This is a genomic window from Kiritimatiellia bacterium (genome assembly GCA_018001225.1).
Taxonomy (GTDB): domain Bacteria; phylum Verrucomicrobiota; class Kiritimatiellia; order CAIQIC01; family JAGNIJ01; genus JAGNIJ01.
Window position 1 is genome coordinate 94,006 of sequence record JAGNIJ010000003.1, and the last position, 14,616, is coordinate 108,621.

14 protein-coding genes and 1 tRNA gene are annotated in these 14,616 nt (G+C 67.2%); 12 read left to right on the forward strand and 3 right to left on the reverse strand.

What is annotated here, in order from left to right:
• The first annotated feature begins 21 nt into the window (after positions 1 to 21).
• From KA248_02150 to KA248_02165, 4 genes are all read left to right on the forward strand, one after another.
• Positions 22 to 1,542, forward strand: a complete 1,521-nt coding sequence (locus KA248_02150; protein ID MBP7828701.1) for an ABC transporter ATP-binding protein — start codon at positions 22 to 24, stop codon at positions 1,540 to 1,542.
• On the forward strand, positions 1,539 to 2,624 hold the full coding sequence (locus tag KA248_02155; GenBank protein MBP7828702.1) for an ABC transporter permease: 1,086 nt from the start codon (positions 1,539 to 1,541) through the stop codon (positions 2,622 to 2,624). The genes KA248_02150 and KA248_02155 overlap by 4 nt, the downstream gene beginning before the upstream one ends.
• A complete protein-coding gene (locus KA248_02160; protein MBP7828703.1) occupies positions 2,617 to 3,564 on the forward strand; it encodes an ABC transporter permease in 948 nt (315 codons plus the stop codon). Before KA248_02155 ends, KA248_02160 begins: the two co-directional genes overlap by 8 nt.
• A 136-nt stretch (positions 3,565 to 3,700) precedes the next feature.
• Positions 3,701 to 4,303, forward strand: coding sequence for a CIA30 family protein (locus tag KA248_02165; protein ID MBP7828704.1), 603 nt, complete (start codon positions 3,701 to 3,703; stop codon positions 4,301 to 4,303).
• Between the two features lie 102 nt (positions 4,304 to 4,405).
• Here the strand turns inward: KA248_02165 and KA248_02170 are convergent.
• A tRNA-His gene (locus KA248_02170) sits at positions 4,406 to 4,481 on the reverse strand.
• A gap of 48 nt (positions 4,482 to 4,529) precedes the next feature.
• The gene (locus KA248_02175; GenBank protein MBP7828705.1) at positions 4,530 to 5,267 is read right to left on the reverse strand and encodes a chorismate mutase; all 738 of its coding nucleotides are present in this window, start codon (positions 5,265 to 5,267) and stop codon (positions 4,530 to 4,532) included.
• 102 nt (positions 5,268 to 5,369) lie between these two features.
• Here KA248_02175 and KA248_02180 point away from each other — a divergent pair, with 102 nt between their 5' ends.
• The 8 genes from KA248_02180 to preA all read left to right on the forward strand — a co-directional run bounded on the left by KA248_02180 (position 5,370) and on the right by preA (position 13,208).
• Entirely contained in the window at positions 5,370 to 5,855 is a 486-nt protein-coding gene (locus tag KA248_02180; GenBank protein MBP7828706.1) for a metal-dependent transcriptional regulator, read from the forward strand.
• Positions 5,852 to 6,088: a ferrous iron transport protein A gene (locus tag KA248_02185; protein ID MBP7828707.1), complete on the forward strand. Its 237-nt coding sequence runs from the start codon at positions 5,852 to 5,854 to the stop codon at positions 6,086 to 6,088. The genes KA248_02180 and KA248_02185 overlap by 4 nt, the downstream gene beginning before the upstream one ends.
• Positions 6,085 to 8,151 (forward strand): ferrous iron transport protein B, encoded by a 2,067-nt coding sequence (feoB, locus tag KA248_02190; protein ID MBP7828708.1) that lies wholly within the window; start codon positions 6,085 to 6,087, stop codon positions 8,149 to 8,151. The genes KA248_02185 and feoB overlap by 4 nt, the downstream gene beginning before the upstream one ends.
• A 22-nt stretch (positions 8,152 to 8,173) precedes the next feature.
• Positions 8,174 to 8,359 (forward strand): hypothetical protein, encoded by a 186-nt coding sequence (locus KA248_02195; protein ID MBP7828709.1) that lies wholly within the window; start codon positions 8,174 to 8,176, stop codon positions 8,357 to 8,359.
• A complete protein-coding gene (locus KA248_02200) occupies positions 8,356 to 9,003 on the forward strand; it encodes a hypothetical protein (GenBank protein MBP7828710.1) in 648 nt (215 codons plus the stop codon). Before KA248_02195 ends, KA248_02200 begins: the two co-directional genes overlap by 4 nt.
• A gap of 47 nt (positions 9,004 to 9,050) precedes the next feature.
• Complete coding sequence (locus KA248_02205; GenBank protein ID MBP7828711.1) at positions 9,051 to 10,376, forward strand: amidohydrolase; 1,326 nt, start codon at positions 9,051 to 9,053, stop codon at positions 10,374 to 10,376.
• Between the two features lie 218 nt (positions 10,377 to 10,594).
• Positions 10,595 to 11,944 (forward strand): FAD-dependent oxidoreductase, encoded by a 1,350-nt coding sequence (locus KA248_02210; GenBank protein MBP7828712.1) that lies wholly within the window; start codon positions 10,595 to 10,597, stop codon positions 11,942 to 11,944.
• Positions 11,937 to 13,208, forward strand: a complete 1,272-nt coding sequence (gene preA / locus KA248_02215) for an NAD-dependent dihydropyrimidine dehydrogenase subunit PreA (GenBank protein ID MBP7828713.1) — start codon at positions 11,937 to 11,939, stop codon at positions 13,206 to 13,208. The genes KA248_02210 and preA overlap by 8 nt, the downstream gene beginning before the upstream one ends.
• Before the next feature lie 24 nt (positions 13,209 to 13,232).
• Here the strand turns inward: preA and KA248_02220 are convergent, their stop codons facing one another.
• Entirely contained in the window at positions 13,233 to 14,309 is a 1,077-nt protein-coding gene (locus KA248_02220) for a hypothetical protein (GenBank protein ID MBP7828714.1), read from the reverse strand.
• Positions 14,310 to 14,616: the final 307 nt, after the last annotated feature.

The following is a 14,616-nucleotide window of genomic DNA, read 5'->3' on the forward strand; positions in this document are numbered from 1 at the left end:
ATGATCCAGACCAGAATCGACATGCCCAGCCTCACCCCACCCCTGATCGAGATGCGGGGCATCACGAAGCGGTTCCTCGGCGTCCCGGCCAATCGCGACATCCGCTTCCGGCTCTTCCCGGGCGAGGTCTGCGCGCTCCTGGGCGAGAACGGCGCGGGCAAGACCACGCTGATGAACATCCTCTTCGGCTACTACGCGTGCGACGAGGGCGAGATCCGGATCGGGGGCGAACGGGTGAACCTCGCCTCGCCCCGCGAGGCCGTCCGGCGCGGCGTCCGGATGATCCACCAGCATTTCGCGCTGGTCCCCTCGCTGTCGGTGCTGGAGAACGTCGCCGTCGGCCAGGAGGACCACCGGCTCGGGTTCCTGGACTGGAAGACCGCGCGGGAGCGCCTGCTGGAACTGGAGCGGCGGTTCGGCCTGGCGCTCGATCCGGACGCGAAGGTCTGGACCCTCTCCGTCGGCGAGCAGCAGAAGGTCGAGATCCTCAAGGCCCTCTACCGCGACTGCCGGGTGCTCATCATGGATGAGCCGACCGCGGTGCTGGTCCCTTCCGAAGTGAAGGAATTGTTCACCATGCTCCGGGCCTTCTCGGCCCAGGGGAACGGCGTGGTGTTCATTTCCCACAAGCTCCACGAGGTCATGGAGATTTCCGACCGGATCGTCGTGCTGCGCAACGGCGAGGTGATGGCGGAGAAACCGGCGCGCGACACGAGCGCGCGCGAACTGGCCGGCCTGATGGTCGGGCGCGACGTGCTCAACGATAACCGGCGAAAGCGGCGATCACCGGGCCGGCCGGTGCTGGAGATCTCCGGCCTCTCGGCGTCGAACGACAAGGGGCTGCCCGCCGTCCGGGATCTGGACCTGACGGTCCACGAGGGCGAGGTCCTCGGCCTCGCGGGCGTCTCCGGCAACGGGCAGCGCGAGCTGGCCGAGGTGCTCTTCGGCCTCCGGCCACCCGAGGCCGGGTTGGTCTCCATCGGCGGCCGGCCTGTTGCGCCCGGCCGCCCGCCGGCCGTCATGGCCGCGGGCGTCGCGCGCATCCCCGAGGACCGCATCGCGACGGGCCTGATGATGGACCTGTCGATCGCGGACAACCTGATCCTGGAAAACCGGCGCTCGGCGGAGTTCCGAAGCCGGGGCCTCATGGATCACGGGCGGGTCCGCGAGCACGGCCGGCGGCTGATCGCGCAGTTCGGGATCAAGGCCGCCGGGCCGGACGCCGCCGCCAAGACCCTCTCCGGCGGGAATCTCCAGAAGGTGATCCTGGCCCGCGAGCTGTCGGACGGGCCGCGGCTGATCGTGGCGGCGCAACCGACGCGCGGGCTGGACGTCGGCGCGGCGGAGTTCATCCGCGGCCGGATGCTGGAGGAGTGCGAGCGCGGCGCGGGGGTGCTGCTGATTTCCGAGGATCTCGACGAGATCCTGTCCGTCAGCGACCGCGTGGCCGTGATGTACGAGGGCCGCGTGGTCGGGCTGCGCCCCGTCGGCGACGTCACCCGCGAGCAGATCGGCCTCTGGATGAGCGGGGTGGTCCAATGATCCGGCTGCGCCTGGAAAAGCGTCCGCCCCTGCCCGACTGGGCGAAGGTCGCGGTCCCGCTGGCCGCGATTCTCGCCACGCTGCTGCTGGCGGCCGTCCCCATCCTCGCGGCCGGCGGGAACCTGTGGAAGTCCTACCACTATCTCTTTTACGGCGCCCTCGGCACGCGGCTCAACCTGCTGGAGACGTGCGTCAAGGCCAGCCCGTTGATCTTCACGGGGCTCGGCGTGGCCTTCGCGTTCCGGGCGCGTTTCTGGAATATCGGCGCGGAGGGCCAGTTGATGGCCGGCGCGATCGTCGCGGGCTGGCTGGGCATCGCGCTGCCGATCCCCTCGCGGTTCCTGCACCTGGCCGTGATCCTCGCGGCGGCGTTCCTCGCGGGCGGGCTGTGGGCCGCGATCCCGGCCTTCCTGAAGACCCGGTTCAAGGTGGACGACGTGGTCACGACGCTGCTGTTCAATTACATCATGCTGCACTTCATGGGCACGCTCCTCTTCGGCCCGCTCCAGCAGCCGGAATCGAGCTGGCCGCGCTCGCCGGAGATCCGCGCGACGGCGCAATACCCGGTGCTGGTCGCGCGCTCGCGGTTCCACCTCGGGATCCCGCTGGCCCTCGCCGCCGCGGGCGTCGTCTGGTTCATCCAACGCAAGACGGTGTTCGGCTACGAGACCCGGGCCGTGGGCGCGAATCCCGTTGCGGCGCACTTCGGCGGCATCCCGACCTCGTCGGTGATCCTGAAGACGGCCGTCCTCTCCGGCGGGCTCGCGGCGCTGGCGGGCGTCGGCGAGGTCTGCGCCGTCCAGCATCACCTCCTGATGGACCTCTCGCCCGGCTACGGCTACTCGGGCATCGTCGTCGCGATGCTCGGGAACCTGCACCCGGCCGGCGTCGTGCTGGCGGCCCTATTCTTCAGCAGCATCAGCGTGGGCTCGCAGACCATGAGCCGGATGACGGGCGTGCCCAGTTACATCTCCGAGGTGATCCAGGGCCTGGCGCTGATGGTCATGCTCGTGGCGCTGCTGCTGACGGAATACCGGGTGCGAAGACGCCGCCCCGCGGGACAGGAGGCCGGCCATGGATGACCTCCTGTCCCTGGCCTTCCTGGCCGGCGTCCTGGCCGCCGCCCTGCGGATGGCCGCGCCGATCCTCTTCGCCACGCTGGGCGAGATCATCGGCGAACGCGCGGGCGTGTTGAACCTGGGCATCGAGGGCACGATGCTGATGGGCGCGATGACCGGCTTCACCGTGGCGCTGAAGACCGGCAGCCTCTGGCTGGGGGTCGCCGCGGCCGCCGGCGTGGGAATGCTGTTCGGCTTCATCATGGCGGTGCTGGTCGTCTACCTCGGGTTGAGCCAGCATGTCTCGGGGCTGGGCCTGACGCTCTTCGCCACGGGCCTGGCCATGTTCATCTACCGGCTGGTCTTCGGCTCCCCGACCCTGCCGCCCACGGTCGAGCCCTTCCGGCAGGTCGCGATCCCGCTGCTGTCGCGGATCCCCGTGATCGGGCCGGCGCTCTTCAACCAGTACGCGCTGGTGTACCTCTCGTGGCTGCTCGTTCCGGCGGTCTCGATCCTGCTGTACCGCACCCGCGCGGGCCTGCGGATCCGAACGGTCGGAGAGAATCCCCTGGCGGCCGACACGGTGGGCATCCACGTCCACCGCACGCGCACCGTCAGCCTCGTGATCGGCGGCGGGCTGATGGGCGTCGGCGGCGCGTTCCTCACCCTGGCCCACCAGAACATGTTCCTCATGGACGTGATCGGCGGCCGCGGCTGGATCGCGATCGCGATGGTGATCTTCGGCAACTGGAGCCCGGTCAAGGGCGCGCTCGGGGCCCTGCTGTTCGGCCTGCTCGACGGCCTCCAGCTCCGCCTGCAGACCGTCGGGCTCCACGTGCCCTTCCACGTCTTCCTGATCCTCCCCTACGTCATGACCGTCCTCGCCATGATCAGCGTCTCCCGCAAGGCCGCCGCCCCGGCCGGCCTCCTCAAGCCCTATCGGCGCGAGGACAAGGGCGGCTGACCGGGAGGCCCGCGGGTCGCGCCGGCGCGGGCCCCGGCGTCCAGGGCCCAGCCTCCGGGGATTCCCCGAACTTGAAAAAACCGCGGATTGAGCGAAGTATGTTCAAACCAATCATGAAGCAAACAAGGGGGCCATGATGAAACACGCGCGGACGCTTCTACTTGGCGCCATCCTGGCGGGCTGGTTAGGGATCGCGATCGTTTCCCATGGACAGGAGCGTCCGGCGCCGGCCGCCGGGGACGCGCCCCCGGCCGAACGGGTCATCTTTGATTTCAGCAAAGAAACCGACGCCGGCGGCTGGCACATCGAGGACGACGTGGTGATGGGCGGGCGTTCGCAGGGGCGCTTCTTCATCAGCGACGAAGGCCACGCCGTCTTCACGGGCGACGTCTCGCTGGAGAACGACGGCGGGTTTTCGTCCCTGCAGTACTACTTCGACCCGATCGACGTTTCGGCCTACCGCACCACCGTCATCCGGCTCAAGGGCGACGGCAAGCGCTACCAGTTTCTCGTGGAGGCGGAGCGCGACGCGCGGCATTACTACGTGTACGAGTTCGAGACCGGCACGGACTGGCAGACGGTGGAGATCCCCCTCGCGGAGATGGTCCCCGTGTACCGCGGGGACCGCCTGGATATCCCGAACTTTCCCGGCCGGACCCTGGCGCAGGTCCGGTTCTTCATCGCCAATAAGAAGGCGGAATCCTTCCGCCTGGAGATCGACAAAATCTGGCTCCGGTAGGCGCGCTCCTGCCTGTTCACGGCGTGCCCGCCGAGACAACCCGGCAAGCCGCCGCCGGCCAAGGCGTTGCGGATCGGGGGTTGAATCCTTAGGTGTTTTTGATGGGGTGGATGACGGGATTTGAACCCGCGACTCCCAGGGCCACAACCTGGTGCTCTGCCAACTGAGCTACATCCACCGCCGGGAACAGAGCATATACGGGCGGGCGCGTATTTCCAGCGCAAAATCAGCGCCGCGCCAGCAGGTACAGGACCTGCACGTCCTTGTTCATCGGGATCACCCAGCGGGCATACAACTCCCGCAGGGCCGCCGGCCCCGCGACATGCTGGCCGGGGATCAACTCCAACTCATGGGCATACGTGCCGGCCTTCCGCTCGACCCGGTCCAGCACCGCCCGCTCGACCGCGAGGTCCGTGATCGCCGAGCGCAGGCCGTCGGCGTCCCCGGCCCGAATCAGCGGTTCCAGGCGGTCCGGGTCCGCGCGGTGCTTGCTCTCGGCGACGAACTTGCCGTAGTGAATGCGCTTGGACAGGGCCTGCAGCAGGTGCACGTCGTTGACGGCGCTGGAACCCCACTGCCCGTCGTCGCCGGGCGCGCACAGGAACGGGATGATCTCGCCGACGTAGGCCGCCCAGATCCGGTCGTTGAGGTTGATCGCGTTCGGCCGGAGGGGGTTGTCGTACACCGCGGCCGGCAGGATCGGCGCGGGCAGGTCGCGGAAGAAGGGATGCTCGTCCGGGCTGGTGTAGCGTCGCACCTTGGCGTGCGCCCGCTCGCTCTCGTGGAGCAGGAACTGCACGAGGCTTTCCCCGCCCAGTTCCCGCCCGACCCCGTCCGGCCGGTAGATCACGGGGTTCTGCCGGAACTGCGCCCGCTCCAGCACGCCGAAGAGGATGGTCTCCTCGAGCCGCACCAGCACGCTGCGGATGTTGTCCAGCGACAGGGTGTCCGCCGAATCGGTCATCGCCCGGCCATCGTGCCGCCCCGCCGCCCCGAATGCAAGACCTCGGAACGGGATTGACAAGGGCGGGGCGGAATATAAAGTTAGGCCCACAAAACATTTTCCATGGGCATCGCACCGCCAAGAAAACACGCCGCGGCCTTGAGCTCGAGCCTGGAGGATTACCTCGAGGCCATCCACGGACTGACCCTGGACGGCAAGGCCGCCCGCGGACGGGATATCGCCGAGCGTCTGCAGGTCCGGCGATCGTCCGTCACGCTGGCCCTCCGCTCCTTGTCCGCGCGCGGCCTGGTGAATTACTCGCCCTACGACCGGATCACGCTGACCGCGAGGGGGCGGACCGCCGCGCGGGACATCAGCCGGCGACACGAGGCCCTGCGCCGCTTCTTCGTGAAGGTGCTGGAGGTGGAGGAACGCGAGGCCGAGCAGGTCGCATGCAAGATGGAACATGCCCTCTCGCCTTCCATCCGGCGGCGGCTGACGGAATTCGCGCGGCTGATGCGGCGCTGCCCCCTGGGCGGACCGCGGTGGAAGCCGGGCCGGGGGTTCCGTTGCCCGGCGCCAAGCGCCCGGGGAGGCCACCGGCCGTGAGCCTTTCCTTGAAGGACTTGAGCCCGGGGGAACGCGGACGGATCGTCCGCCTCGACCGGCGCGGCGCGCTGGGGCAGCGCATGGCGGACATGGGCTTGATCCCCGGGTCCCTGGTCGAGGTCAAGCGGATCGCGCCGCTCGGCGACCCCATGGAGGTCCAGGTCCGCGGGTACCGGCTGTCGCTCCGGAAGGCGGAGGCCGCCGGGGTGCTGGTGGAGAGGATCGAGGCATGAGCCGCCCGCTCGTCGTCGCCCTCGCCGGCAACCCGAATTCCGGCAAGACCAGCCTGTTCAACGCGTTGACCGGGGCGCGCCAGCACGTGGGCAACTACCCCGGCGTGACGGTGGAGAAGCGCGAGGGCCGGTGCCGGCATGGCGACCGGGACATCACGTTCGTGGACCTGCCGGGCGCCTACAGCCTGACCGCGTACTCCCCCGAGGAACTGGCCGCCCGGCACTTCCTGATCGAGGAGCGGCCCGACGTCGTCGTGGACGTGGTGGACGCCTCCAACCTGGAGCGCAACCTGTACCTTGCCGTGCAGCTCATGGAACTCGGCGTGCCGCTGGTGCTGGCCTTCAACATGAGCGACCAGGCCCGGGCGCGGGGGATCGAGTTCGACCTCCCGCAGATGTCCCGGCTGCTCGGCGCCCCGATCGTCCCCACGGTGGGGCACCAGGGCCAGGGCATTTCGGAACTGCTGGACGCCATCGACACCGTCGCCGACCGGCCGGAGGTGCGCCCCCCCCACCGCTTCGAATACGACGCCGAATTGAACGAGGCCATCGATGCCGTGGAGGATCGGCTCCGGCCGCGGACCGACCTCGCGGCCCGGTACAACCTGCGCTGGCTGGCCCTGAAGCTGATGGAGAACGACGCCGAAGTGGAGACCGTGGTGCACGATCCCTCGCTGGGCGACGAAGTCCGCCGCCGGGCCGTCGAGATCGAGCGCATCCGGGGCGTGCCCCCGGAGCATCTCATCGCGGACCACCGGTACGGCTTTATTTCCGGGGCCTGCCAGGAGAGCGTGCGGACGGGCGCCGAAATCCGGCATTCGATGTCCGACCGGATCGACTCGCTCGTCACGCACCGCGTGCTGGGCCTGCCGATCTTCCTGGGCCTGATGTACGCGGTGTTCCTGCTGACCTTCACGCTGGGCGAGCCGCCGATGGGCTGGATCGAAACCGGCGTGGAATGGCTGGGCGGCCACGTGAGCGCGCTCTGGCCGCCGGGCTCGGACAGCCCGCTGCGCTCGCTGCTCGTGGACGGCGTCATCGCCGGGGTCGGCGGGGTGCTCGTGTTCCTGCCCAACATCCTGCTGCTGTTTCTCGCCATCGCGTTCCTCGAGGACACCGGCTACATGGCGCGCGCGGCGTTCCTCATGGACCGGCTGATGCACAAGATCGGCCTGCACGGAAAGAGCTTCATCCCGATGCTGATCGGGTTCGGCTGCACCGTGCCGGGCGTGCTCGCCACGCGCGTGCTGGAGACCCGGCGCGACCGCCTGACCACGATGCTGGTCCTCCCGCTGATGAGCTGCGGAGCGCGCCTGCCGATCTACATGCTGATCATCCCCGCCTTCTTCCCCGAACACTGGCGCGCGCCGATCCTGTGGATCATCTACCTCGTCGGCATCGGCCTGGCCGTCGGCCTGGCGCGCCTGCTGCGGGGAACGATCTTCCGCGGGGACTCGATGCCGTTCGTGATGGAACTGCCGCCCTACCACATGCCCACGTGGCGCGGCATGCTGCTGCACATGTGGAAGCGCGGGGGGCTGTACCTGCGGAAGGCGGGCACGCTGATCCTGGGCATTTCGATCGTCATGTGGGCGCTGACCAGCTACCCCCGGCCCGGTCCGGGGCCGGAGGAGCCAACGCCGGCCGAGCGCCAGGCCGCGGCGCTGGCCCACACGGCCGCCGGGCGCGTCGGGCAGGCCCTGGAGCCGGTGCTGCGCCCCCTGGGCTTCGACTGGCGGATCGGCACGGCGTTGATCGGCGCCTTCGCGGCGAAGGAGGTCTTCGTCTCGCAGCTCGGCATCGTGTTCGCCGTGGGCTCGGAGGGGGAGGACGTCGAGCCGCTGCGCGAGGTGCTGGCGCGCGAGTACACGCCGCTGACGGGGCTCTGCATCATGCTCTTCATGCTCATCGCCATGCCCTGCATGGCCACGTTCGCCGTGGTCGGCCGGGAAAGCGGCTCCTGGAAATGGGCGGTCTTGCAGTCTGGAAGTCTGACGATCCTGGCGTACCTTGTCACAGGGCTGGTGTACCAGGGCGGTCGCCTCCTGGGCCTCGGCCTGTAAAGAAGACGCGGGAGAGCGGACGATGTGGGAGCAAGCCATAGTATTCCTGGTCGTGGCCGGCGCAGCCGCGGGCTTGTCGTGGTCGGGTTGGACCAAGGCCCGGCGGCGGCGCGGCGCCTCGAATCGTTGCGGCGACTGTTCCTGTCCCTTGAGCCGCCCGAACGGCGGGTGCGCCGCCTCCGCCCGCGGCTCCGCGGCCCGGCCATGAGCGCGCTCCACCAGCAAATGAACCGCGCGATCGACGCCTTCGTCGAGTCGCATTACTACAGCGAGGCGCCGGAGTTCGAAAGCGCGCGGCGTGTCTTCGTGGCGAGTCTGTGCGACGGCATGACCGAGGTGTACCGGCACACCGTTCTCGAACGGCTGCAGAACGATCCCTCGCTGGTCAACGTCCTGCTCTGCGCCGGCGGCGATATTCCCGGGGCCGGCCCCTGGCTGGCGGCGCGGCTGGACGGGGAGACCGTCACCTCCCCGCTCTCCCGCGCGCTGATCCGGGTGCTGGCGGGCTACCCCGGTGAGGCGTCCTGTCGCGCGGTGGAGCGTTTCCTGGAATCCGACCAGCAGGCCGAGGCCCTTCAAAGCCTGGCCCGCCTGGACTGGCCGCGCGCCCTCCCGCGCCTGGTCGCCGCCACCGAGAAGGCGTCGATGCACACGGCCCTCCTCCACATCCTGCACGCCCGGCAGAAACAGGCGGGCTTGCCGGCGCTGGTCGAGGAGATGCGCCGCGCCGCGACATGGCCCGGATGGAATGCGGAAGGCTGGCGTCGTGTCCTCGCAAGCCAACCGGCGCCCTACAATCCTTTTCAGCCCGGCGAACTCGCCGCCCTGATCGAGGCCGTCAAGCCGGCTTGACGGCAGGTGGGGCTCGGGCAGAATACCAGGTAACACCGGAGGCCGCCATGAGCCTGCTGATCCGCCACGCCAGGGTGCTGCAACCATGTTCCGGTCCGGCGCCGCGCGCGCTTCCCGACCAGGATGTCCTGATCGACGGGTCGCGGATCGCTTCGGTGCAGCCCTCGGGACCGGACCCGGCGCCGGCGGACGAAGTCCTCGACGCCCGAGGCCTGCTGCTCATGCCGGGCCTCATCAATTGTCACTCCCATGTGCCGATGGTGATCTTCCGCGGGCTGGCGGAGGACGTCTCGCTGGAAAAATGGTTCAACGAGTACATGTGGCCGCTGGAGAGCAACCTGCAGGAGGAGGACGTCTACTGGGGCATGCTGCTCGGCCTCGCGGAGATGATCGAGGCCGGCGTCACCTGCGTCGCGGACCACTACTTCTTCATGGACCGCGCCGCCGAGGCGGTGCGGCAGGCCGGCACCCGCGCGGCGCTCGGCTGGGCCGTGTTCGGCAGCCAGGGGATCGAGGCCCTCGACCGCACGGCGGAGTTCTGCCGGCGCTGGAACGGCGCGGCGGACGGCCGGATCACGACCTGGATGGCCCCGCACGCGCCGTACACCTGCGACGACGATTTCCTGCGCGCCGCGCGCGACCGGGCGGACGAACTCGGAATCGGTATTCACATTCATGTGGCGGAAACCCGCGATCAGACCGCGGCCCACGTGAAAAAGCGCGGCGTCACGCCCATCCGCCTGCTCGACGACCTCGGCCTGCTGCGCCTGCCGAGCCTCCTGGCCCACGCCGTCGGCGCGACGGAGGACGACATCCGGCTGCTGGCCGACCGCCTCGCCGCCGTCGCGCACTGCCCGAAGACCTATCTCAAGCTCGCGATGGGCATCGCCCCGGTCGTCGCGATGCGGAAGGCGGGCGTCACCGTCGGGCTCGGGACCGACGGCGCGGTGAGCAACAACACGCTGGACGTCTGGGAGAGCCTGCGCCTGATGGCCATGACCCAGAAAGAGGCCACGGGCGCGGCGGAGAACATGACCCTGGCGGAGTCGCTGGAGATCGCCACGCGCGGCAGCGCGAAGGCCGTCGGGCTCGGCGACCGGCTCGGCGCCGTGGAGCGGGGCTATCTCGCCGACCTCATCCTCGTGGACCTCGGCGGCGCGCATCACCAGCCCCTCCACAGCGTGCCCGCGAGCCTGGTCTACGCGGCGCGCGCCTCGGACGTGCAAACCGTGATCGTCAACGGCAAGGTGATCATGCGCAACCGCAAGCTGCTGACCCTCGACAAGGACGAGATCATCCGGCAGGTCAACCGCTCCCTGGAGCGCCTCTCCCGCCGCGTGCCCGCGAGCCGGATCCAGGTTTATGCGCCGTAAAGACCTCCCCCCGCGCGACTCGCACCCCGGGGCTTGTGACATGTTTTATAAAACATGTCACAGGTCATGCCGCCGAACGGCGGGGCCTCCGCCGCGGATAGGACGCGCGGCTCGCCCGGCCTGACGTCAGCTGAACCGCCGAAAAAGCCTGTACGAGGCTTCGGGAACAAACTAGGATTAACGTGTAACGCTTGGCCGCCAAACAGTAAGGAGGGCTCATGCCGAAAGTTCCAGCCCCGTTCGCCTCCATGAAGAAGGGCTTCGACTATGGACAAGCCGTGGCGGAGGCCCAGCGCTGCCTGCTCTGCCACGACGCGCCCTGCTCCAAGGGCTGCCCCGGCGGGACCGATCCCGCGACGTTCATCCGGAAGCTCCGGTTCCAGAACCTCACCGGCGCCGTCCGCACGATCAAGCAGAACAACATCCTCGGCGGCAGTTGCGGCGAACTGTGCCCCACGCCGCTGCTCTGCGAGAAGGAGTGCTCCGCCGCCGGGCTCGACCGCCCGATCCAGATCGGCAAGATCCAGCGCTTCCTCGTCGAGCATTCCTGGCAGATCGGATTCAACCCGCTCGAAAAGGGCCCGGCGCGCAAGGAGAAGATCGCCGTGGTCGGCTCGGGCCCGGCCGGCTTGAGCTGCGCCGCGGAACTGGCGAAGGCCGGCTTCCAAGTCACCGTCTTTGAAGCCCGCGCCAAGGCCGGCGGCGTGCTGCGCTACGGGGTGCCGTCCTATCGCTTCTCGCCGGACTTCATCGATCGCGAACTGAAGGATCTGACCTCTCTGGGCGTGAAGCTTCAGTGCAACAAGCCGGTCCGCGGCAAAGGCGCCCTGGAAGGATTGCTGAAAAAGGGCTTCGCCGCCGTGTTCCTCGCGCCCGGCTGCTGGGAACCGCTGCGGCTGAAGGTGAAGGCCAAGGTCCGGAAGGGAGTGCTGGCCTGGACGGAATTCCTGACGCCCCTCAAGGAGGGCAAGTTCGCCGCGCTCGGCAAGCAGGTCAAGGGCCGGCGCGTCGCGGTCATCGGCGGCGGCTCGGTAGCCATGGACTGCGCGGAATCCGCGATCAAGCTCGGCGCCAAGGACGTCTACCTGGTCTACCGCCGCTCGTACACCGAGATGCCCGCCGAGGAGGACGAAAAGCAGGCCGCCCTGCGGGAGGGCATGCATCTGCTGCTGCTGAACCAGCCGGTGGATTACTCGACCGACGCGAAGGGCCGGCTCCAAGCCGTCCGGCTGGTCCGCACGGAATTGAGCAAGCCCGACGCCTCCGGGCGCAGGAAGCCCGTCGAAGTCGCCGGTTCAAACTGGGAATTGCCAATCGACGTAGCGATCGAGGCCATCGGCGCGCAGCCGGCCCGGGACTCGATCGAGTGGTCGCGGTCCATGAAGCTGTCGGACGGCCACCTGGTCACGGTCAACCCGGACACCGGCGAGACGTCCATCCAGCGGGTCTTCGCGGGCGGCGACATCGTCCGCGGCCCCGCGCTGATCATCGAGGCCGTGCGGGACGGCAAGACCGCCGCCCAGGCCATCATCCAACGCTTCGCGAAGAAGGAGAACGCCCATGAGTAAGAAGGCCGATCTCTCCGTCGAGTTCCTCGGGTTCAAGATGAAGAACCCGTTCATGCTGTCGTCGTCTCCGGTCTCGAACAGCGCGGAGATGGTGGGGCGCGCGTTCGACGTCGGCTGGGGCGGCGTGGCGTATAAAACGGTGGTGTCGGACCGGATTCCGATCATCCACCCGTCGCCGCGCATGGCGGCGTACCGGCCGGCCGGCAAGCGGCAGATGGGCGTGCAGAACGTCGAGCAGACCTCCGACCGCGGCCTGAAGGCCAACCTGCTGGACATCCTGTACCTCAAGAAGCACTGGCCGGACCACCTGGTCATGGTCAGCATCATGGGGTTCTCCAACCAGGAATGGGCGGACCTGGCGAAGGCCTGCGCCGACGCGGGCGCGGACATGCTGGAGGTCAATGTCTCCTGCCCCCACATGACCGTCGAGGGCTCCGGCGCCAAGGTCGGCCAGTGCCAGGAACTGGTGGAGAAGTTCACGGCCACCTGCCGCAACTCCTGCTCGATCCCGATCGTCGCCAAGATGACCCCGAACATCACGGACATCACCGTGCCCGCGATGTACGCCAAGAAGGGCGGCGCGGACGGCATCGCGGCGATCAACTCCGTGGCCGGGCTTTCGGGGATCGGCGCGGACGACTGGGTGCCCAGCCCCAACGTGTTCGGCAAGGGCGCCGCGTGCGGGTTCACCGGCCCGGCGATCAAGCCGATCGGCCTGCGCTGCATCTCCGAGCTGGCCAAGTGCCCTGACCTGCAGCTGCCGCTCTCCGGCATCGGCGGCATCGAGACGTGGGTGGACGCGCTGGAGTACCTGCTCGTCGGCGCGACGACGATCCAGGTGACCACCGGCATCATCCATTACGGGCAGGGTATCGTGGAAAGCATGATCGAGGGCCTGTCCGACTACTTGACGATCAAAGGCATCAAGAGCGTGAAGGAGTTGATCGGCAAGGCCCTCCCCAACGTGCACGCCACGCACGACTTCAACCTCGCGCGGCAGGGCATCGCCCGGTACGACCTCGACCGCTGCGTCGGCTGCGGCCAGTGCTACACGGTCTGCAAGGACGCCGGCGGCTGGGCGCTGGACTGGGACGCGAAAAAGCGCCGCCCGGTCCTCGACGAGAAGAAGTGCTTGAGCTGCATGGTCTGCAGCTTCGCCTGCCCCGTCGACGGCCTGATCACCTTCAAGGAAATGCCCAAGTCGTACAAGCGCGCCGACACGGTGACGCTGGGCCGGGAACTCGAAGGCGAACTGAAGCAGTAGAGTTTTGCGGCAACGCTCGGCGCACTACTGCGGGGGGTGCCCATCAACGTCCTGTGCCGGCGAGGATTCGGCCCGCTTCTTAAGATCAATGGCGAATCGAATGCCGTTCCTTGCATTGGCCAGCCACAAATTCTGCCAGTAAGGCCCGACCTCCTCTAATACGCCCTTTAGAACCACGCAATCCCGGCCCGGATCCAGCGTGCGCAGCCACCGAACGTACTGGTTTTCAAGGGCCTCGGGTGGTTGTGCTTCATCCCACCAGACAAACAGGTCTTCGTACGGCAATTCCAAGGAGATTTCGGGCACACGATAAGTATTCGTTCCACACACCACCTCGTGAGAAACCATTAATCTGGCATCGGCTACGCTGATCGCGAAGCGATCAATGAGGGCTTCCACCGGACGCACGGAATAGCCATCCTCCCCGACTTCCCGAGCATGGCGATCCGCAAGATAATGCTGAACAATGCCGGCATCATCAACGGTTACATAATCAAGCATTTGCAGGTAAACATGGTCGCGCCCTGAAATGGGCATGCGCACTAACAATGGGATCTCCCACCCGAAACTACGCCGCACAACTCTCCCGTTTTTCAAGGAGATTACGGAAGAGGCCCCGTATCGCCTCACTGACTCCTCTACCGCTTTTTGAATGGCCTGATCGACAGGCAGAATCCCGTCCGGTTTTTGACGACTAAGAACAATAGACGAAGCCGCGCTTATTTCACGCCATAGCGCATTTGAATACGAAATTATACTCCTGCCTATTGGGCCATCGAACTGCTCATACCATACATCCGACGCATTAATGCTAGACTGATGCCTCTCAAGAACAAGAATGGCATCTTCGGGAATCCCACCCTCCAGGAGGCCGTCCTTCATATATAATTTCACAACCTCACCCGTTGACACGGTGCCCCTGTTTACTTCGATGACCTGATACACCACGCCGCCATCCAGCTTATCAACAAGAAGAGCACGCAGTACATTGACCCGATCCTCAGGAATATAGTCATACGAGACAGCGATCTGATTTGTTGGATCAACGCTGGCGATAGCCTGGCCTGTTAGCACCATTAACGCGATTATTGCTCGTGTCATTTTCCAACTCCGGTTGCCTGCTATTGTATTGGGGGCAGCCCAGCCTCCTTGCAGAATGGCTGACCTGTTCTTACCACGTCCGCCCGCAGTCGTCTCCACGCCTCTGAATCCTGCTTGTTTTCATCAATACATTTCAGTTCAGCCCGATAGGCCTCACACTCGCCGGCGGCGGAAGCGGTAATAGGATACCCGGCATGATAAGGTTCGCACAGGTAACATCGAGTCCGGCGCCCGTCGTCTACATGCGCCTGCTCATGCGCTTTCGCACACGTTTCGGCAATAGCCGCGGGCCATTCCGGTGGAAACT